The organism is Paenibacillus campinasensis, from assembly GCF_002272015.1.
GTDB classification, from domain to species: domain Bacteria; phylum Bacillota; class Bacilli; order Paenibacillales; family Paenibacillaceae; genus Paenibacillus_AQ; species Paenibacillus_AQ campinasensis.
Genome location: NZ_NPBY01000047.1, coordinates 21,891 through 41,264 on the forward strand (window position 1 = coordinate 21,891; position 19,374 = coordinate 41,264).

Annotated in this window: 19 protein-coding genes; 15 read left to right on the top strand and 4 right to left on the bottom strand. The window is 52.9% G+C overall.

Annotation, left to right across the window (positions count from 1 at the left end; all coding sequences use genetic code 11):
• Positions 1-29 precede the first annotated feature (29 nt).
• The 4 genes from CHH67_RS15990 (at position 30) to CHH67_RS16005 (ending at position 3,537) form a co-directional block, all read left to right on the top strand.
• A complete protein-coding gene (locus CHH67_RS15990) occupies positions 30-392 on the top strand; it encodes a replication termination protein (protein ID WP_095266205.1) in 363 nt (120 codons plus the stop codon).
• Positions 393-429: 37 nt separating this feature from the next.
• Entirely contained in the window at positions 430-1,440 is a 1,011-nt protein-coding gene (locus CHH67_RS15995) for a Gfo/Idh/MocA family protein (protein ID WP_095266206.1), read from the top strand.
• 180 nt (positions 1,441-1,620) lie between these two features.
• Complete coding sequence (locus tag CHH67_RS16000; protein WP_244908217.1) at positions 1,621-2,883, top strand: MFS transporter; 1,263 nt, start codon at positions 1,621-1,623, stop codon at positions 2,881-2,883.
• Positions 2,884-2,967: 84 nt separating this feature from the next.
• Positions 2,968-3,537, top strand: coding sequence for a winged helix-turn-helix domain-containing protein (locus CHH67_RS16005; RefSeq protein ID WP_095266274.1), 570 nt, complete (start codon positions 2,968-2,970; stop codon positions 3,535-3,537).
• A gap of 119 nt (positions 3,538-3,656) precedes the next feature.
• On the opposite strand, the gene CHH67_RS16010 is transcribed toward CHH67_RS16005, so the two are convergent.
• Entirely contained in the window at positions 3,657-4,211 is a 555-nt protein-coding gene (locus tag CHH67_RS16010) for a TraR/DksA C4-type zinc finger protein (RefSeq protein WP_095266208.1), read from the bottom strand.
• A gap of 200 nt (positions 4,212-4,411) precedes the next feature.
• Between CHH67_RS16010 and CHH67_RS16015 the strand changes: the two genes are divergently transcribed.
• Complete coding sequence (locus tag CHH67_RS16015; RefSeq protein WP_095266209.1) at positions 4,412-4,789, top strand: DivIVA domain-containing protein; 378 nt, start codon at positions 4,412-4,414, stop codon at positions 4,787-4,789.
• A gap of 47 nt (positions 4,790-4,836) precedes the next feature.
• Here CHH67_RS16015 and CHH67_RS16020 read toward each other — a convergent pair whose 3' ends face one another.
• On the bottom strand, positions 4,837-5,355 hold the full coding sequence (locus CHH67_RS16020) for a cupin domain-containing protein (protein ID WP_095266210.1): 519 nt from the start codon (positions 5,353-5,355) through the stop codon (positions 4,837-4,839).
• A gap of 410 nt (positions 5,356-5,765) precedes the next feature.
• Here CHH67_RS16020 and CHH67_RS16025 point away from each other — a divergent pair, with 410 nt between their 5' ends.
• The 5 genes from CHH67_RS16025 (at position 5,766) to CHH67_RS16045 (ending at position 10,632) form a co-directional block, all read left to right on the top strand.
• Positions 5,766-6,629, top strand: a complete 864-nt coding sequence (locus CHH67_RS16025) for a BglG family transcription antiterminator (protein ID WP_244908218.1) — start codon at positions 5,766-5,768, stop codon at positions 6,627-6,629.
• 14 nt (positions 6,630-6,643) lie between these two features.
• Positions 6,644-7,144 (top strand): PTS sugar transporter subunit IIA, encoded by a 501-nt coding sequence (locus CHH67_RS16030; protein ID WP_095266212.1) that lies wholly within the window; start codon positions 6,644-6,646, stop codon positions 7,142-7,144.
• A 163-nt stretch (positions 7,145-7,307) separates the two neighbouring features.
• Entirely contained in the window at positions 7,308-7,586 is a 279-nt protein-coding gene (locus CHH67_RS16035) for a hypothetical protein (RefSeq protein ID WP_095266213.1), read from the top strand.
• 5 nt (positions 7,587-7,591) lie between these two features.
• Positions 7,592-9,058 carry an N-acetylglucosamine-specific PTS transporter subunit IIBC gene (nagE, locus tag CHH67_RS16040; RefSeq protein ID WP_095266214.1) on the top strand — a complete coding sequence of 489 codons (1,467 nt, stop codon included), beginning with the start codon at positions 7,592-7,594 and terminating at the stop codon, positions 9,056-9,058.
• 191 nt (positions 9,059-9,249) lie between these two features.
• Complete coding sequence (locus CHH67_RS16045) at positions 9,250-10,632, top strand: amino acid permease (RefSeq protein ID WP_095266215.1); 1,383 nt, start codon at positions 9,250-9,252, stop codon at positions 10,630-10,632.
• 15 nt (positions 10,633-10,647) lie between these two features.
• Here the strand turns inward: CHH67_RS16045 and CHH67_RS16050 are convergent, their stop codons facing one another.
• A complete protein-coding gene (locus CHH67_RS16050) occupies positions 10,648-11,274 on the bottom strand; it encodes a LysE family transporter (protein ID WP_095266216.1) in 627 nt (208 codons plus the stop codon).
• Positions 11,275-11,550: 276 nt separating this feature from the next.
• On the opposite strand from CHH67_RS16050, the gene CHH67_RS16055 reads away from it, so the two are divergent.
• From CHH67_RS16055 to odhB, 3 genes are all read left to right on the top strand, one after another.
• The gene (locus CHH67_RS16055) at positions 11,551-12,456 is read left to right on the top strand and encodes a DUF72 domain-containing protein (protein WP_095266217.1); all 906 of its coding nucleotides are present in this window, start codon (positions 11,551-11,553) and stop codon (positions 12,454-12,456) included.
• 215 nt (positions 12,457-12,671) lie between these two features.
• A complete protein-coding gene (locus tag CHH67_RS16060; RefSeq protein WP_095266218.1) occupies positions 12,672-15,548 on the top strand; it encodes a 2-oxoglutarate dehydrogenase E1 component in 2,877 nt (958 codons plus the stop codon).
• A 5-nt stretch (positions 15,549-15,553) separates the two neighbouring features.
• Positions 15,554-16,816, top strand: coding sequence for a 2-oxoglutarate dehydrogenase complex dihydrolipoyllysine-residue succinyltransferase (odhB, locus tag CHH67_RS16065; protein WP_095266219.1), 1,263 nt, complete (start codon positions 15,554-15,556; stop codon positions 16,814-16,816).
• Positions 16,817-16,963: 147 nt separating this feature from the next.
• On the opposite strand, the gene CHH67_RS26235 is transcribed toward odhB, so the two are convergent.
• Positions 16,964-17,137 carry a hypothetical protein gene (locus CHH67_RS26235; protein WP_179292146.1) on the bottom strand — a complete coding sequence of 58 codons (174 nt, stop codon included), beginning with the start codon at positions 17,135-17,137 and terminating at the stop codon, positions 16,964-16,966.
• A gap of 164 nt (positions 17,138-17,301) precedes the next feature.
• Between CHH67_RS26235 and CHH67_RS16070 the strand changes: the two genes are divergently transcribed.
• Together CHH67_RS16070 and CHH67_RS16075 are read left to right on the top strand one after the other, a co-directional pair.
• On the top strand, positions 17,302-18,381 hold the full coding sequence (locus CHH67_RS16070) for a lactonase family protein (RefSeq protein WP_095266220.1): 1,080 nt from the start codon (positions 17,302-17,304) through the stop codon (positions 18,379-18,381).
• A gap of 162 nt (positions 18,382-18,543) precedes the next feature.
• Positions 18,544-19,329: an SDR family oxidoreductase gene (locus CHH67_RS16075; RefSeq protein WP_095266221.1), complete on the top strand. Its 786-nt coding sequence runs from the start codon at positions 18,544-18,546 to the stop codon at positions 19,327-19,329.
• Positions 19,330-19,374: the final 45 nt, after the last annotated feature.

The following is a 19,374-nucleotide window of genomic DNA, read 5'->3' on the forward strand; positions in this document are numbered from 1 at the left end:
GGACAAGCTGCGGAAAGGAGACGGGACGGATGGCATTTATGATTGCGCAAAGAGCGTTTATTAAACTGTATCTGATCACGATGGTGGAACAGCATCGCGGGTACGGCTATCAGATGCTGGAGGAGCTCAGGCAGCAGTTCAAGAGTCATGGCTATGCGCCGCCGCAGAGCGAAATCTATCGTGCGCTGCATGAGTTGGTGCAGGAGGGAGTGCTGTACCGGACCAAGCAGCTGAAGGGAAACGACCCCCGTGTCGATTTCCAGGAAATCGTGCTGTATCATTTTACGGCGGATGGTGCGGAAAAGGCTAAGCTGTACAAACAGCAGGTGAAGCAGGATCTGGATCGCTGTCTGGGCATTCTTCATAAAGCGGTGAATGACAACTACGGATGACCTGAACATCCATCGCAACCAAAGGAGGAATGACCCTATGGGGAAAAAACTGCGCTTTGGGATTATGAGCACGGCTCGGATTGCTAAAAATTCAATGATACCCGGGATATTGAAGTCTGAACGCTGCGAGGTGGGGGCGGTGGCCAGCCGCGATGCGGCCAAGGCCAAGGATTTGGCGGATCGTTATCAAATTGGCAAGTCCTACGGCTCCTACGATGAACTGTTGGCGGACCCTGAGATTGATGCAGTCTACATTCCGCTGCCGAATCACCTTCATAAATCGTGGACCATCAAAGCCGCGGAAGCGGGAAAGCATGTGCTGTGTGAAAAGCCGGCAGCGCTGACCGTAGCCGATGTGCGCGAGATGGCCGAGGCAGCCCGGAAGAACGGCGTGCTCTTCGCGGAAGCCTTCATGTACCGTTATCATCCGAAGCATGCGCGGGTGCGCGAAATTATCGAGAGCGGGGAGATCGGGGAGCTGCGCGGCATACACGGCTCGTTCACCTGCAACAATGCGGATGATAAAAGCAATGTCCGCTACAGCAAGGAGATGGGCGGCGGTTCCATCTATGATCTGGGCTGTTATCCGATCTCGGCTGCGCGGATGATCTATGGCCGCGAGCCGCTCGCTGTGACGGCCCATGCGCTGTTCTCCGAGGAGCATGGCGGTGTCGATATGATGGTGCATGGCATGATGGAGTTCGAGGGCGGTCTTGGCCTGACATTTGAATGCGGCATGTGGACCTATGCTCGCTGCTCGCTGGAAATCGCCGGGACAGAGGGAAGAATTGAACTGCCGTCAGCCTTTGGCTGGGAGCGGATGGAGCATATGAGCCAGATTCTGGTTCATACGCCGAAAGGAACGCGGGAGGAGAAAGTCGGCATCTACAATCACTTTGCACTCCAGGCCGATGCGCTGGCTGCTGCGGTGTTCGATGGAGCCCCGCTTCCTTACGGTCCGGAGGATGCCATTCGCAATATGAGCGCGCTTGAAGCATGCCTGACTGCGGCACATTCCTCATCGCGCGTGCAGGTTCTCACAGAATAAGAAGGCATACCGCATTTCAACGTAAATCGTCCTGATCAGGGCGGTTTATTTTTTTTGTTGCAATTTTCCTCCACATCGTTAAAATAAAATTAACGTTAAAATTATTTTAACGTTATAAAAATATGAACGTTTGTATAATTTTAACGAGAGGAAGATGGAAAAGTGGAGAGGACCGCCGTATTGGAACAGAAGCAAGGGCTGCGCGAGCTGATGAAGATTCGCTCGTTCATGGTGTATGTCGCCGCTCAGACGATGACGAGATTCGGGGATTCCGTGGATTCGATTGCTTACAGCTGGCTTGTCTACATTCTGACTGGTTCGGAGCTGCTGATGGGATCCTTGTTTGCTTTCAATTTTGTGCCTAATCTGTTATTCAGTCTGTTTACAGGAACGCTCGTCGATCGCTGGTCGAAAAGGAAGGTGCTGGCTGCGGTATATATCGGGCGGGGCGGGATGGTGGCTGTGACCGCAGCGCTGTATGCCTTGGGATGGCTTGAAGTATGGCATTTATTTGCGATCACCTTTATCATCTCCACGCTGGAGTGCTTCTCCAAGCCGGCCGAGATGTCGGTTGTGCCTAGGCTGCTGCCGAAGGAGCAGCTGCTGGCAGGCAATTCAATCTTCAGTTCCTTGAATCGAACGGCGGAGCTTGTTGGCTTATCGGCTGCCGGGGCGCTGATCGCTTTCATCGGAATATCGGGCACGATTCTGGTGGTCAGCGTCACTTTCACTGTTGCAGCGGTGACCGTGCTGACGTTGAGGGGGCTGGACGCCCAGGATCCGGCAGCTGATGAAGAGGAGAAGGCAGGCGGGGCGGTGCAGAAGAGCAGGACCATGATCGCAGATATTAAAGAGGCGCTTGCCTTTGTGAAATCCCATTCCTTGCTGCTTGGCACCACGGCGCTGGCTGTCGTCATTAACTTCTGTGTGGCGCCGCTTAATGTGCTTCAGCCCGTCTATGTAAGAGAGTCGCTCGGAGCGGGCAGCGCGGGGATGAGCGTGCTCGGGACGGCGCTGCTGCTCGGCATGATAGCCGGCAGTCTCGGGGTCGGACAATACGGCAAACGTTATAAAAAGAGCACGCTGATCTTTACCGGCTGTGTCCTGCTTGGCGCATGCTATGCTGCGCTCAGCATTCCGGTAATGCTGCCCGCCTATCGCCTGGAGACCGCGGCGGTGTTCATGTTCTTGCTCGGGGCTTCCGTCAGCATCCTGAACACTCCGATTTCCACCTACCTGATGGAGGTCACGCCCCGACATATGCTCGGCCGCATCGGCTCGTTGCTGGGCGTGCTCAGCACGTTGGCCATCCCGCTGGGTGGCTTTCTTACAGGGGTGGTCGCACAATATCAGACACCGCAAACGCTGTATATGATCATGGGGCTGTTCATGTTGCTGCCGGTGATCGTTCTGGGCAGGCGGAAGAGTTTTCGGGAAATCTAGTATGGGGACACTTTGATATTTCCCCATCCACACCCTATAATAAGAGACGGTAACTATTTTCAATCCGGAACTGGGGTGTTCGATGTGGAAACGAAAGAGCTGAGAACGCTGGAGGAAGTTAAAATATATTCGGATCCATATCGTCTCCAAATTTTGCAATTGATGCACAAAATGAACCGTCCGGCTACGGTGAAGGAGATTGCCGACGAGATCGGGGATGCGCCGGCCAAAGTGCATTATCATATGAAGAAGCTGGAGCGGATCGGCATGGTGTCCATGGTGTCCACCAAGGAGATTAACGGTATTATTGCGAAATATTACGAGCCGTTTGCCGGAATGGTGCAGATTAAGCATGCCACCAAGGAAGGCCATGGCGAAGAGCCGATGATCAAGGAACTGATTCGCTCGGAGACGAACAAGCTGCTGTCCACGATTTTTAATCAGAACAAGGAGCATTTCTTCAAGCAGATGGAGCAGTCCGAACCGTCGGCTGGAAATATGATAACGAGCACGCTCTACATGACGGAGGAAGAGAACAAGCAATTCGTGCTGGAGCTGGATCAGCTGATTGAGAAATACAAGAGGAAGCGCGATGAAGAAGACGTTCATGAATATGAGTTCTTTACCACGATGGTTCAGAACAAAAGGAAATAGCGTCATTGCAGGCAGAAAGCTGGCCCCCGACCGGGAGCCAGCTTTCCATTCTATTTTCTGCGAATCTTTCATATTCATGTATAGAGAGGGAGAAGCTTCAATATGGGACGGAGGCGACCTTAATCCTTGTAATCATCGGTCCCCGGCTGTGGCGACAGTGCAGGCGAGGTGGACGTTCCGTAATCCTGGACGGCTTCCCATGCGCCAGCATCGTCGAATTGGCCGGCATTCCGCTGGCGATTAACCCCTGCGCCCGAAGGTGGAGGCGTCATGACCTGTTCTTCTACAGGGCGTGAGTCCTCGGAGCTGTGGCTGGATGCATGCTCGATGCAGTGAATCGTGCTCGGCAGCGCCTCCAGCCGTTCATAGGGAATGTCCCGGCCGCACACGGCACAGGTGCCGTAGCTGCCTTCGTCCATTCGTTGGAGGGCGGTATCAATCCGATCCAGCTCTTGTGCCTGCTTGTCATGTATGGCGAGATTGCGACTGCGTTCGAACTCCTCGGTGGCCAGGTCAGCAGGGTGATTATCGGCTGCGCTCAGTTCCCCGGTGGAATCGCGAAGAGAATCCTCGCCGGATTGCTCCGGAGACCCGATCAGCTGTTCCAGCCTTGCTTTGTCCTGAAGCAGACGCTGTTCAAGTTCGTTCAATTGCGGTTGTGTCAACGCACTCATCGTGAGTCTCTCCTTTCGAGTCGTTCTATGTTTTGCATTACCCGCATGGACGGGACGGCAATCAGTCTTTCGGAAGGACAGGGAGGTGTTTTTGGAACTTTCTCTAAAAAAGCCCTGGGGTGGTTTTATTCTAAGACCCGGATATGATATAAAAAAGGTAGCAAGTTACTGGCTGCATCAACGGATGGAGGTAAATCGCAATGGATGAGCATATGAAACGCCGATTAGACAAGCAGAAGAAACTTTTTCGGCAGCTGGGTATTCAATTGGATGCTTTGTCAATCCATGAGAAGGAATTTTCAACCAAGCTTCGCGGCTACGATCAGGAAGAGGTCGATACCTTTCTGGACGATGTGATAAAAGATTACGAGCGTTTTTACGCCACAATTTCCGACTTGATGGATAAATGGCAGGAGCAGCAGATCATCATCCGGGATTTGAAGGCCGGCATCAAGCCTGAGCCTGAACGGCCGACCCTGGACCCGCTCAAGCTGGAGGAGACGGTGGCCAGACTTGAAGCGGACCTGAAGCTTTTGAAGAAGCAGATTCGCCCGGAAGAGAAGTTCTTTATCGAGTGAACTACATAGATTTGATGCTGCAGAACAAAAACCACGATGCAACGCGTTTAACGGTTGATCGTGGTTTTTCGTTGGTTGGCCAGCCACGGCGGGGATGGGGAGACAGCGTTCTGCCCGGATTTAAGCTGAGTTGTCTGATTCGCCGCCTGATTCGCCGCCTGTTCCATCACCGGATAAATTTCGCCTGAACGCCACGGCAGCAGCTCTTGTTGATGAGGCCTGTCCTGATTGTAGATCAGAAGGAGTTTCGTGCTCGGGGTTAGCGGTGTCAGCCAGTGGTACCATCCCGGTGGCGCATACGCGGCTTGACCCGGCTGCAGCAGGTAGATATGCGGGTTCTGCGCGGAAGGATCGGCAAGCGCGTAGCTTATTTCTCCGGATAAAAGGTAGCATAGCTCCCCGGCATCCGGGTGGCTATGGGGTGGAAGATGACCGCCGGGCTCCAGATGAACCTCGCTCACACATATCGATTCCATATGTGGAAGCTGCCCCGAGGAGAGATGGGCATAGCCTCTGCCCCGAAGGCTGCTGGCCTGGCTTCGTAGATCATAGCGATGTCTTGTCATCGTTATCCAGGACTCCTTCTTTGCCAATAATAGATGAAGAGGGATTATTCTATCTTATTCCAGGTCCGTTCCAGGTAGAATCGCTTTGAGCCCATATTACAGGCCGGGTTGTTGACGATAGGAAGCATCGGCATGAAGGTGCATGTCCGGATAGATGTAATGGACGGGCACGGGAAAAAGATCGAACATTGACGAAATCCGTGCAATTGTTTATGATGGCAATATCTATTTATATGGCGTGTTACCTTTACAGGGCATGAGCCAAGAAGAGATTCCCGTTAGCGGGTGTCTTATTCTTGGCTTTTTGTTGTGGATTCCCTGAAATGATCCTTGTCCATAAGGTTATGGCATTATCCAGGCATACTATACAGGAAAGGGGGAAGAACATGCGCGGAGACGAGACATATACAGTGGTACGGATCATAGGCAATAATGTGGTGATGGTGCACGGCGGAGCGAAAGCTTCGGAGTATGTCATACTTGGCAAGGGCATCGGCTTTGGAACAAAAATCGGCGATGAGGTGTCTTTGGATGACTCCCGCGTAGAGAAGCTTTTCAAGCTGGAGGATCGGGACCAATTGAATCAGTTCCATGATCTGCTTGAGGAGTTCGACCCCCTGGTCATGGAGGTTGCGGACAGCATCATTAACAGCATTTCTCAGGAATTTCCGGGCACGCTAAATAACAAGGTGTATCTGGCCCTTCCAAGCCATATCCAGTTTACCGTATTTCGTATTCGCAAAGGCATGGACATTATCAATCCTTTTCTTGAGGAAACCCGAATCAGCTTCCCCAAGGAGTACGACATTGCCGCCAGAGCGGCCGCAATGATCGAAGAAGCGTTTCACATCGAGGTTCCGGAGGATGAAGTCGGTTTTTTGACCTACCATGTCTATTCGGCTGTCAGCCATGTGCCGGTCGGACAGCTTGTCAAAGCCTCAAACCTTGTCAGCCGCCTCGTCGATACGATTGAGCAGGAGCGGAAGATCGAGTTCAACCGGAGCAGTATGGATTATGTCCGGCTGCTGACGCATTTGCGTTTCTCGGTGGACCGGATCATGAACCAGACAATGGATGTTGACAATCCGTTTGCCGATCAGATTCGCAGCAGATTTAAGAAGGAATATGCACTGGCCAAGCGTCTGGGTACTTATATGAAGCAAGACTTGAACCGGGAAGTTCCGGAATCAGAGATCTGCTTTCTGGCGATGCATCTGTATCGCTTGTTTCAGGGAAGGAAAGCCTCTAAAGATGACCCCAAGAAACCACATTAAGGGAGGAAACCATCATGTTTGGAAAATGGAAGAAGAAAAAAGCAGCTTCACCTATCGAGATCAAAGCTCCGCTGACAGGAAAGGCGGTGCCGCTGTCCGAGGTGCCTGATGAGGCTTTTGCCGCAGGACATATGGGACAGGGTATTGCGATTGAGCCGGCCGAAGGCCGGTTGGTGGCTCCTTTTGACGGGACAGTCGCGCATGTAATCAAATCCAAGCATGCTGTCATGCTCGAAGATGCACAAACGGGACTGCAGTATTTGTTCCACATCGGCATCAACACCGTCGGTCTGAAAGGCGAGGGCTATACAAGCCATGTCAACACAGGCGATCAGGTGAAAGCCGGTCAGGTGCTGATCGAGTTTGATATGGAGGCGATCCGAAATGCGGGCTATCCGCTCATTACTCCGATCATCGTCACCAATGCGGATGAACTGGCTTCCAAGGTGGAAGGCCAGACGGGACATGTTGCTGCCGGTCAGGATGTTGTCCTGAATGTGGAGCTTAAAGCATAGAATATGCTATATAGGCTGCGCTGGTATGAGCAAGACCGTAAAAAACTAGGAGTCTATAATAAGTATTGACAGCATTGACATGCTGAATTAAGCTTGAACACAGCATTATATCATTCATTGGCGTGTTACCAGTTGTGGGCATGAGCCAAGGAAAGTGGACCTGATGACGCAGGTTTCTTTTCTTGGCTCTTTTTTTGCTGCTATTTTTCTTCCGGATCACTTCTCGCATGGCAGAATAGTTCCTGCTCCCTTGCCGGATGATAATCGTAACCGCCGGAATAATTATGAATTTTGTCCGCAACTAGCCGGGCAGCAATCAGGTAATAAACCGCTGACGATTGACGATCAGCTTGAAGTTGAGCAGCAGGCCTGCGACGGCAGGGAGACGCGTCATTTTGAAGACGGTTTTACAATAAACCATTTTAGATCAGAGAAAGGATGATTTGAATGTTAGCCAAGTTACAAAGGCTGGGGAAATCGCTGATGCTTCCTGTGGCGACATTACCGGCAGCTGGGATTTTGCAAGGTTTTGGCCTCATCGATTATGAGAATGACCTTCATCTCGGGGCAGCAGTCGGTGGATTCTTGAACACGTATTTTGCTCCCTTCTTGAATGCAGGGGCAGGAGCGATATTTGGGAATTTGGCGCTTATTTTTGCAATTGGGGTAGCGATAGGATTTGCAGGGGATGCCGTAGCGGCGCTGTCAGCTCTTATTGCTTATCAGGTATTGATCAATGTGATGGATGCAGCTCCGGCTGCTTTCGGTTGGATTCCGGATGATACCAGTCTAAATATGGGGATTCTTGGCGGTATTATAGCGGGGATATGGTCAGCGTACCTGTACAAGAAATTCCATAATATCAAACTTCCTGACTGGCTTGGCTTCTTCGCAGGTAAACGTTTTGTTCCGATCATTACAGCGGCGAGCACGATGGTGCTGGCCGTATTGATCGGCATGATCTGGAGTCCGATCCAGGAAGTGATCAGCTCATTCGGCATGTGGGTGGTCGGCCTTGGCGGCATCGGCTCATTTGTGTTTGGCGTTGCCAACCGCCTGCTGATCCCGATCGGGCTGCATCATGTTATCAATGCAATCGCCTGGTTTCAAATCGGCGACTTTACGAATGCGGCCGGTGAAGTTGTGCACGGTGACTTGCACCGCTTCTTCGCCGGAGACAAATCGGCCGGCATGTTCATGACGGGCTTCTTCCCTATCATGATGTTTGCCTTGCCAGGGGCAGCTTTGGCATTTGTCCATACCGCAAAACCGGGGAAAAAGAAAATTGTTGCCTCCATCTTTATGGGTTCGGCGCTGGCCGCGTTCCTGACAGGCATCACCGAACCGCTGGAGTTCACTTTTATGTTCGTAGCGCCGATCCTATATCTGGTGCATGCAATCTTGACAGGGGTAGCGGGTTACATTATGTACGCCTTGGATGTGAAGCTCGGCTTCGCATTTTCGGCAGGCTTGATTGACTATCTGGTCAATATGAAGCTTTCGACGAATGCCTGGCTTCTCATTCCGGTCGGTCTTGTCTTCTTCCTCGTATACTACTTCCTGTTCCGGTTCATTATCCAAATGTTCAATCTGAAAACACCGGGCCGATCTGACGACCCGAATGAATTTGAGATGGACAGCGATGCCGGGGAAGCTGGTTCAACCGCCACCGCCTCGACAGACAGCAGGGCAGCCAAAATTTTGACTCACATCGGGGGCGCTGACAACATCGAATCCGTGGATGCATGCATTACCCGCCTTCGCCTCGTTGTCAAGGACGATCAGGTTGTCAACGATGCAGCGCTGAAGCAGCTTGGCGCATCAGGGGTCATGAGACTTGGCAAAGGCGCAGTCCAGGTTGTGTTCGGTCCGCAATCCGAGTCGATCAAGGACGAGATCAAAAAAATGCTGTAGGGCAACACATGAACCGGCAGGGCCGGAGACGATAGTCTCCGCCCTGCTTTTTATATATACATACAAGAGAAAGACAGCGGGTTCATTTACTAATTGGCCGTTGTGTACATAATGTCGAAGCAAACCCTTCATACTAGATTCAACTGTGCACAAAATCGCTCTGTGTGTGAATCGGGTAGGGAGGACAGAACGTGGAACATACTAAACATCGTAAACGAACTGAAAATACGCTGACCTGGTGGCAGCTGGCGCTGCTGGGGGTCGCCTCGACGATTGGAACCGGTTATTTTCTCGGCTCCAGTCTGGGGATTCGGCTGGGCGGACCGGCCGTGCTGATCTCGTTTGTGCTCGCGGCAATCGCTACGTTCATTGTTTTTGACGTGCTGGCACGCATGACAGCCGAAGACCCGCGTGAAGGATCGTTTCGTTCCTATGCCAAAAAAGCCTACGGCCGCTGGGCAGGCTTCTCGTCGGGCTGGATGTACTGGTGCTCGGAAGTGCTGATTATGGGCAGCCAGATGACGGCGCTCGCGATCTTCTCGCGCTTCTGGTTTCCTGCTGTTCCGATGTGGATATTTGCGGCCGGCTATGCCGTCCTCGGATTGTTGGTCATTTGGATCGGGAACAAGGGCTTCGACCGGCTGGAGAACGTGCTTGCTGTCATTAAAGTGGCGGCGATTGTGATGTTCCTCGTCATTGCCGCTGCGGCTCTGATGGGCTGGCTAAGCGGCGGCACACAGCCGAAGGTGCCTGCGACGGCAGGAGAATGGTTTCCGACGGGCGCGCTGGGCCTGTGGTCCTCCCTCATCTTTGCTTTCTATGCTTTTGGCGGCATCGAGGTGATGGGGGTGATGGCCATCCGGCTTAAAGATCCGAAGGAAGCGCCGAAATCGGGCCGGGTCATGATTCTGCTGCTCTCGATTGTGTATGTGATCTCGCTTGGACTGTCGCTGATGATGGTGTCATGGCGTCAATTTTCACCGGAGAAAAGTCCGTTTGTGGTCGCGTTAAGCTCGTACGATCTTCCGTTCATCCCTCATATCTTTAATGCGGTGCTCATCGTGGCCGGCTTCTCCACCATGGTAGCGTCGCTGTATGCGGTGACGACCATGCTCGTGACGCTGTCCGAGGACAAGGATGCGCCGAAGCTGTTCGCCAAAAAGAAATTCAAACGCAAAACTCCGGTGTTCGCGCTTGGATTGACCGCTGGAGGACTGATCGTATCGATTGTTCTGTCGCTCATTATGCCGGGGAAAATCTATGAGTTTTTGACGACCGGCGCAGGGCTGATGCTGCTGTACAACTGGTTGTTTATTCTGATCTCCGCCGGAAGAATACTGAAGCTGTCTGTCTGGGGTCAGATCAAACGCTATACAGGAATGCTGCTCATCGTGCTGGCCGTTGCAGGCACCGCCTTCCATCACACCAGCCGACCGGGGCTCTGGATCAGTCTGGCATTTGCTGCAGTCATCTTGATCGTGGTGCTCATCATGCAGTACATCTGGCGGAAAGCCGAGAAGCGCCAGAAGGAGCATGGCAATGACTCCAGGCTGCGGCCGAAGCCGGTCAGATGAGTGCCATGAAGCGGGTTATCCAAACAGGGCAAACACAGCCCGAATTCCAAAGTAGATGCCGAAGCCGACGAGGGATAGTCCGGACAGAATGGAGATCAGGGCAAGCGCGCCGTCGCTCAGAAACTTGCGGAAGGTGCTGGACAGCGTTGCCATGAAGAAGTCCCAAACAATGACACCGAGAATGACCGCCAGGCTGTAGAGCATCAGATCGCCCGTTCCGTGGTCGGCAGCGGTTTTGACCAGGACAGAACCATAAATGCCAAGCCAGAACAGAATCGTCATCGGATTAGAGATGGACATGAGGAAGCCGGATACAACCGATTTCCACAGCGACTCTTCCCCCTTGGCCTCGCTGATGGAGACGGTCCTGGAGTTCAGGATGCTCTCTATGCCTGTATAGATGAGTACAAATGCGCCAAAGAGCCACAGAAACGTCTGCATGAACGGTGTCTCAAGAAAATGGACAACGCCGAGATACACCATGGCCATGTACAGGATGTCCGCCGTCACCGCACCGATACCGAACATCCACGCATGCCAGAAGCCGCGTTTGATTCCTTTGTCGAGCTGAGCCGCATTAATCGGGCCGATTGGGGCCGAGAGGGACAGTCCAAGAAGCATGTAGCTTAAAAATAAACTCATCGTTATCCACCTGCCGTATCATTTATTATTACGAAGACTGCGAAGGCTTGTACGACCACTGTTTGTTCCCATTGTATTCAGGGGCATGTCCTATTTATGACACCATGAACGAAATAATTGATGGATTGCCGCTGAATAACCGCGCCGTTGAGGCGCGGTTTTATTTGGGCTTCAAAGTCTGGTAGGATATAGATTGAAGTTGGGACATCAGGGTAAGTATGAGGTAGCGTCTCTATAGAAACGCTGGCCGTTATGGAACAGATGGAGTGAGTGCTTATGTCGAGTGAAGAACTTGCGCAGCGTGTACATATCGGGTTGTCCGGCTGGGGCGATCATGACAAGCTTTACGATGAAGGCGCGAAGGCCGGCGATAGGCTGGGGATGTACGCGCGGCATTTTCCGGTAGTGGAGATGGACAATTCGTTCTACGCTATTCCCTCACCGGAGCAGATGGGCAAATGGTGTGATCAGACGCCGGAAGGCTTCGGATTTATTGTGAAGGCTTTTCAAGGGATGACCGGACATGACCGGGGCAAGGGGAAAAGTTATTACCCGAACACAAAGGCGATGTTTGATGCGTTTAAGCAATCGGTGGAGGTGCTGAGGGAGAAGGGGAAGCTGCGAGCTGTCCTTTTCCAGTATCCGCCATGGTTTCAATGCGAGCGGAAGCATGTTGAAATATTGAAGCGGACCCGGGAATGGATGGGCGACGCTCCGCTGGCGCTTGAATTCCGGCATCAAAGCTGGTTTGAGCCGGGGATGCGCGAGAAGACGCTGGCATTCATGCAGGACGAGGGCTGGATTCACAGCATCGTGGACGAGCCGCAGGCAGGATCCGGCTCCGTGCCGACTGTCCTTGAGCCGACCCGTGAGGATGCGGTGATGATTCGTTTACACGGCCGCAATATGAACGGGTGGAATTCCGGCGGGCAGGAGAACTGGCGCGAGGTGCGGTACCTGTACCGCTACAATGATGAAGAGCTTAGAGAGTGGCGGAATCACGTGCTCAAGCTGCTTAAGCATGTGCGGCAGTGCTGGATGATTTTCAACAACAATTCCGGCGGCGATGCCTCCGACAATGCGAAACAGCTGCTGCAGCTGCTCGGCATGGACAGCGGTCCCGAGCCGCTCAGGCAATTGGACTGGTTTGAATTACCCGGTATTTCTCAGGAAATAGAATGAAATGGAAACTCATACAAAAGTTATGTTGAAGAAAGGCGAAATCGTCAATATTTTGTCGCAAATCCATCTGTTTCCGAGATCAATATTATATAAAAAGGTTATTTTCGGTCTGATGCGGTTGTGTATTATAATGGGAGTGTAAAGAAAACGTTTAAATTTTAATAAAGAAATTCCGTCCAAGTACTATCAAAATAATCTGACGGAGGGAGTCAGCGATGAAGACCCTTGACAGAATGGCAGAAGGGCCCTGGCAGAAATATCACGGTCCGAACTTGGGGTACATTCAAGACCAATACGAGAAATATTTACAGAACCCTGATGAAGTGGAGCCTGGATACCGCGAGCTGTTTGCTAGCTGGGGACCGCCTCCATTTTTGGAAAACAATGAAAAGAAAGCGGATTCGCAGGGACAAGTAGCCCCTCTTGACCGCAACTTGCTGAAGAAGAGTGTGGATGCAGGAAAACTGGTATGGAATATTAGAACCTACGGCCATCTTGCCGCGGATATCGATCCGATCGGCATCGGCGAAGAAGCCGACACCCGATTGCTTCAACCGGAAACTTATCAGCTCAGCCAAGCAGACTTGGCTGCTCTGCCCGCGGAGATTGTGTGGGAGAATGCGCCTGGGGATGTGAAGAACGGCTGGGAAGCTGTTCAGCGGCTGCTGAAATTATATACGGGCACCATCGCATATGAATTCAGTCATATCCATGATGAAGAAGAGAGAAACTGGCTTAACCATCAGGTGGAGTCCGGGCGGTTCCCGGTCAGTCTGTCTGCGGAAGAGCGCAGGGATCTGCTGAAGAAGCTGCTTGAAGCCGAGCAGTTTGAAGAATTTTTGCACCGGACCTTCGTAGGGGCCAAGCGTTTCTCCGTCGAGGGGAATGAAGCGCTTGTTCCGCTGCTGGATGAGATTGTGCGTGAACTGGCCGAGGTGGATGTGGATTCGATCTTGATCGGCATGGCTCACCGCGGACGTCTGAATGTGCTGGCTCACGTGCTGGGCAAGGACTATCGCAAAATTTTCTCCGAATTCATGCATTCGCCGAACAAACATCTGGTGCCGTCGGAAGGCTCGATGGGCATCAACTATGGCTGGACCGGCGATGTGAAATACCATCTTGGCGCAGACCGTTTCCTGAAGAAGGGCGAAGGGCATGATGTCCGCATTACGCTTGCGAACAACCCGAGCCACCTGGAATATGTTAATCCGGTCGTAGAAGGCTTCGCCCGGGCGGCGCAAGAGGATCGGAGCCAGCCGGGATATCCGAAGCAGGATGTCAACAAGGCGGCAAGCATCCAGATTCACGGCGATTCGGCCTTCCCTGGCGAAGGCGTTGTTGCCGAGACGTTGAACTTTAACAAGCTGCCAGGCTACCGGACCGGGGGAGCAATTCACATCATCGTGAATAACCGGATCGGATTTACAACGGAAGGCAAGGATTCCCGTTCTACCCACTATGCCAGCGACTTGGCTAAAGGGTACGAGATTCCGATCATTCATGTGAATGCGGATGATCCGGAGGCTTGCATTGCCGTTGCGCGACTGGCAAGTGAATATCGCAATAAATTCAAGAAGAGCATTCTGATCGATCTCGTCGGCTACCGCAAGTACGGTCACAACGAAACCGATGATCCGGAAACGACACAGCCGCTGATCTATCAGAAAGTGAAAACTCATCCGACGGTCAGCACCATTTATATGAAGAAACTGGTGAATGAGCAGGCGCTGAGCCAGGAAGAAGTGGATCAGCTAAAGGACCAGGTTGTTCAAGTACTGAAGGATGCATACGACAATGTGAAGTCGAAGGAGCTCTCGGATTCCGCTCTGCTCGAACTGAACGCCAGCGACGGCAAGAGCCGTCCGGAGCCAGCCACGAACATCTCGGCTGAAAGCTTGCGCGGAATCAACCGTGAGCTGCTGAAATGGCCGGAAGGCTTCACGGTGTATCCGAAGCTGAAGCGGATTCTGGAACGGCGCAGCGGCGCCCTGAATGAAGGCGAGAAGGTGGACTGGGGGCATGCGGAAACGCTGGCTTTCGCCACCATCCTGTCCGAAGGCAAGCCGATCCGGATTACGGGCCAGGACGCGGAGCGCGCGACCTTCGCGCACCGGAATCTGGTGCTTCATGATTCGGTGAACGGCAGCACCTTCTGCCCGCTGCACCGTCTGCCGCAGGCGAAGGCATCGTTTGCCATTCACAACAGCCCGCTGACGGAAGAGGCGGTTCTCGGATTCGAGTATGGCTACAATGTGTACTCACCGGAGACCTTGGTCATTTGGGAAGCCCAGTACGGCGACTTCGTCAACTGCGCCCAGGTTATCATTGACCAGTTCATCTCTGCGGGACGTTCGAAGTGGAGACAGAAATCGAGCCTGGTCATGCTGCTCCCTCACGGCTATGAAGGTAATGGCCCGGAGCACTCCAGTGCGAGATTGGAGCGTTTCCTGCAGCTGAGCGGCGAGGATAACTGGGTTGTTGCGAATTTGTCGAGCGCGGCTCAATATTTCCACCTGCTTCGCCGTCAGGCTGCCATCACGAATACAGAGGACGCTCGTCCGCTTGTGCTGATGGCACCGAAAAGTTTGATCCGCAACCCGCGGGTGGCATCGCCGGTCCATGCCTTCAGTGAAGGCGGCTTCCAGAAGGTGTTGGAGCAGCCGGGACTTGGCAATAATCCGAAAAAGGTAGAGCGTCTGATTCTGTGCTCCGGGAAAGTGGCAATCGATCTGGAGGATGCGCTGGATAAACAGAAGGATGAAGATCAGTCCTGGCTTCATATTCTGCGGGTAGAGCAGCTGTATCCGTTCCCGAAAGAGGAGATTTCCCGCGTGCTGCAGAAGTTCCCGAATCTGAAGGAAATTCTGTGGGTTCAGGAAGAGCCTCAGAATATGGGTTCATGGTTCTTCATGGAGCCGAGAATTCGCGAAATTGCGCCTCAGGGAGTCGAAGTCCGCTATAACGGACGTCCGGAGCGCTCCAGTCCTGCGAGCGGCTATCAGGATGTGCATGCATACGAGCAACAGACGATCATTTCTTTTGCCCTTAATCGAAAAACCATTAATCAACAGATCTCATTGGGGAGGTAGCGGCTGTGAGCGAAATTACTGTACCAGCTATGGGCGAGTCCATCACCGAAGGAACGATATTTAAATGGCATGTCAAAGAAGGAGATGCTGTAAGTGTCGGTGATGTGCTGCTCGAGTTAGAAACGGATAAGGTCAATCTGGAAATCAGCGCGGAAGCGGAAGGGGTTGTGGAGAAAATCCTTCGTCAGGAAGGTGAGAATGTCACCATTGGCGAAGTGATTGGACAAATCGCTGCGCAAGAAGGCGTAACGAAGTCGGCTCCGGCTCCGAAGGCAGAGGAGCCAGCTCCGGCGAAGTCAGAGGCTGCTCCGGCAGCGGAAGCTGTGAAACCACCAGCGCCGGCACCGGTGGACAGCGGAGATGCTTCAGGCACAACCGCTTCGCCTTCGGCACGCAAGCTTGCACGCGAGCGCGGGATTGATCTGGAACAGGTACAGGGCCGCGACCCGATCGGTCGCATCTATCATGATGACGTGAAGAACCATCAAGCGGGTGAAGCCAGCGCATCGAAGCCGGCTTCCCCGGCTGCGGCAGCCCCAGCTCCTGCTGCTCCTGCCGAATTCACCAAGCCTGTTGAGCGTGTCAGAATGTCGCGCCGCCGTCAGACGATTGCCAATCGTCTGGTCGAGGCCCAGCATACGGCAGCGATGCTTACTACCTTTAACGAAGTTGACATGAGCGCCATTCTGGATCTCCGCAAACGGAGAAAGGATTCGTTCAAAGAGAAGTTTGAAGTCAACCTCGGCTTTATGTCCTTCTTCACTAAAGCGGTAGTGGGCGCGCTGAAGAAATTCCCGCTGTTGAACGCGGAAATCGACGGCGAAGATATTATTGTGAAGAAGTTCTATGATATCGGTATTGCCGTCTCGGCGAAGGAAGGTCTTGTGGTGCCGGTCGTGCGTGATGCGGATCGCCTTGGCTTTGCAGAGATTGAGAAAGAGATCGTGAATCTGGCAGGCAAAGCCCGCAACAACTCGCTGTCGCTGTCCGAGCTTCAAGGCGGCACGTTCACGATTACGAACGGCGGCGTGTTCGGATCGCTGCTCTCGACACCAATTCTGAATACCCCGCAGGTCGGTATTCTCGGGATGCACAAAATCCAGCTGCGTCCGGTTGCCATTGACGAGGAGCGGATGGAAAACCGTCCGATGATGTACATTGCCTTGTCTTATGACCACCGGATTGTAGATGGTGCTGAGGCTGTAAGCTTCCTTGTCACCGTCAAACAGCTTCTGGAAGATCCGGAATCGCTGCTGCTGGAAGGGTAAGCAAGGATCGAACTTGTGCGAACATAACAAAGGCAGGTCTATGGATTTCCATAGCACCTGCCTTTTTTGTGCTGCACTCCAGCCAGCTCCGGTTGTTTCTCCTATGCGTATTTGCAGGAGGGGTTGCCAGAGAGGTCGGCCGGGAGCTTAGCGGGACTTTTCTTTACTCTTGGTCTTCTGCGGCTCGAGGTCGCGAGGATTCCAGTTCTCCGCCTGGGGCTCCACGTCCTGATGCTTATTTACCTTATCCCGCTGCTCCTGCGAATCATTATCCGTATATTGACGATTTCTGGCTTCATCACTGCTTGGTTGCTTCATCATACATACCTCCTTCAGGATGATGTAGAGTATACATACCCGGTTCCACGAAAAATAAACGGGAGCAAGGCAGCTTAGCATTTGATTTTCGATGGGGTTATCGTTAACATGGAATTTAAAGGTTTAACATATCTCATTGCACGGATGGATGAGAAAGGAGATACATAATGACGATTTCAAATTCACATCAAACCTTATTGTTTACCGGATCCTATGCCGAGAAGGACAGCCCGGGGATCGGGGTGTATCAGTTCCACCAGGAGCGCGGGGAATTAAAGCTGCTGGACGAGGCATCCGGCATTAAAAATCCGACTTTTCTGAATGTGGATATTTCTGCGCGCCGATTGTATGCCATTGGCGAAATTTCGGTACAGGGTCAGAAGGCGGCTGAAATTGTAACGTTTGCGGTCGATCCGGAGCTTGGGAAGCTGCAGGAGCTCAGCCGGGTACAAAGTGTCAGCAGTTCAACCTGCCATATCCAGCGGGATGCAGAGAGCAAATTTCTAATTGTATCGAGTTATCATGGCGGCTTGATCGGGCTTCATGCCATCCAGGATGACGGCACTCCGGGGCCGCTTCTGGATGAGAAGCGTCATGCGGAGCTTGTGCAGGTCGCGGACGGACAGCAGCCGCGGGCACATTCCGCCTTTTACAGTCCGGATGAGCAGTACCTGTTTGTGCAGGACCTCGGTTTGGACAAAATTATGGCTTATACGGTGGATGCCGATGCAAAGAAGCTGAGCTTCCACGGAGAAACCCAGCTGGCACAGGGGGCCGGACCACGGCATTTGACCTTTCATCCGCGCGGGGTCTATGCTTATGTCATCAATGAGCTTGACTCCACTGTAACGGTGCTGCGATACAACCGTGATCAGGGAAGTCTGGAAACGGTGGAGACGGTATCCACATTGCCGCCCGATTATGAAGGCGAGAGCTACTGTGCCGAGATTGCTATATCAACGGACGGGAAGACGCTGTATGGCTCCAATCGGGGACATGACAGCATCGTTGTGTATCGGGTTGACCAGAACACAGGCAAGCTGACTCCGCTGCAATATATGCCGACCGGGGGAGGGCATCCAAGGCATTTCAGCTTGATGCCTGGCGGCAAATTTCTGGTGGCTGCGAACCGTGATGGCAACAATCTGGTGCTGTTCACTGTTAATCCGGATGACGGATTGCTCGCTCCGAGCGGGCATACGGTTACCCGGGACAAGCCGGTATGTGTGAAGCCGGTCGTATTTTAACCAACCGAATGATGCGTTCTTCATCAGGAGCTGTTCTGCATGCTGTACTTGCAGAGCAGCTTCTTTTTCCTCGCTTATCGCAGCAGGAACACGATTCAGAGCGGAAGCGAACGGGTTATGTTATAAACAGAGCAAGCGAACTTTAGAAGGGGGTGGCACTTGATGCACAAACGATTGAATGGTAAAGTCGCAGTCATTACAGGAGCCGGGTCCGGGATCGGTCGTGCCGCAGCCCTTCTGATGGCAGAGCATGGAGCCAAGGTGCTGCTGATCGACAAGGAAACTGAAGGCATTCAGAAGGTCCGCAGCCTAATCGAGGAGGCGGGCGGCGAGGCGTTAACGGGTCAATGCGATATTTCCGATGGAGCCGCGGTGTCTGAATGCTTGCAGCTGGCTGCCAGAGAATGGGGCGTCATCGATATTGTGTTTGCCAATGCAGGGATTAACGGCGTGATCGCGCCGATCGAGACGATGGAGGACGAAGAATGGGATGCCACCATGAACACGAATCTGCGGGGCACCTTTCTTACTGTCAAGCATGCGATTCCTCACTTGAAATCAAGAGGCGGGAGCATCATCATCACCAGCTCGATCAACGGCAACCGCGTATTCACCAACTTTGGCTTCTCTGCCTACAGCACAACCAAGGCGGGGCAGGTTGCTTTCATGAAGATGGCTGCGCTCGAGCTCGCCCGTTACAAAATTCGTGTCAACGCGATCTGTCCGGGCGCCATCAGCACGAACATTAGCGCCAATACGTTGATCAAGCCGGAGGTGAAGGAGATCCGGGTTCCGATTGAGTATCCCGAAGGCGATCAGCCGCTCGCCCACGGTCCGGGACAGCCGTCCCAGGTTGCGAAACTGGTGCTGTTCCTGGCTTCGGATGATTCCGATCATATTACCGGCTCGGAAATCTATGTGGATGGGGCTGAATCGCTGATCCATTAGTCGGACTGCGAGGCTTCCGGATTTGACAAATCACCGCAAGTTCCC

What these genes read in the sequence shown, in the direction of transcription:
- CHH67_RS15990 (WP_095266205.1), top strand. Translation starts at nt 30, where the DNA reads ATGGCATTTATGATTGCGCAAAGAGCGTTTATTAAACTGTATCTGATC.
- CHH67_RS15995 (WP_095266206.1), top strand. Translation starts at nt 430, where the DNA reads ATGGGGAAAAAACTGCGCTTTGGGATTATGAGCACGGCTCGGATTGCT.
- CHH67_RS16010 (WP_095266208.1), bottom strand. Translation starts at nt 4,211, where the DNA reads ATGAGTGCGTTGACACAACCGCAATTGAACGAACTTGAACAGCGTCTG.
- CHH67_RS16015 (WP_095266209.1), top strand. Translation starts at nt 4,412, where the DNA reads ATGGATGAGCATATGAAACGCCGATTAGACAAGCAGAAGAAACTTTTT.
- CHH67_RS16020 (WP_095266210.1), bottom strand. Translation starts at nt 5,355, where the DNA reads ATGACAAGACATCGCTATGATCTACGAAGCCAGGCCAGCAGCCTTCGG.
- CHH67_RS16030 (WP_095266212.1), top strand. Translation starts at nt 6,644, where the DNA reads ATGTTTGGAAAATGGAAGAAGAAAAAAGCAGCTTCACCTATCGAGATC.
- CHH67_RS16035 (WP_095266213.1), top strand. Translation starts at nt 7,308, where the DNA reads ATGACGCAGGTTTCTTTTCTTGGCTCTTTTTTTGCTGCTATTTTTCTT.
- nagE (WP_095266214.1), top strand. Translation starts at nt 7,592, where the DNA reads ATGTTAGCCAAGTTACAAAGGCTGGGGAAATCGCTGATGCTTCCTGTG.
- CHH67_RS16050 (WP_095266216.1), bottom strand. Translation starts at nt 11,274, where the DNA reads ATGAGTTTATTTTTAAGCTACATGCTTCTTGGACTGTCCCTCTCGGCC.
- CHH67_RS16055 (WP_095266217.1), top strand. Translation starts at nt 11,551, where the DNA reads ATGTCGAGTGAAGAACTTGCGCAGCGTGTACATATCGGGTTGTCCGGC.
- CHH67_RS16060 (WP_095266218.1), top strand. Translation starts at nt 12,672, where the DNA reads ATGAAGACCCTTGACAGAATGGCAGAAGGGCCCTGGCAGAAATATCAC.
- CHH67_RS26235 (WP_179292146.1), bottom strand. Translation starts at nt 17,137, where the DNA reads ATGATGAAGCAACCAAGCAGTGATGAAGCCAGAAATCGTCAATATACG.
- CHH67_RS16070 (WP_095266220.1), top strand. Translation starts at nt 17,302, where the DNA reads ATGACGATTTCAAATTCACATCAAACCTTATTGTTTACCGGATCCTAT.
- CHH67_RS16075 (WP_095266221.1), top strand. Translation starts at nt 18,544, where the DNA reads ATGCACAAACGATTGAATGGTAAAGTCGCAGTCATTACAGGAGCCGGG.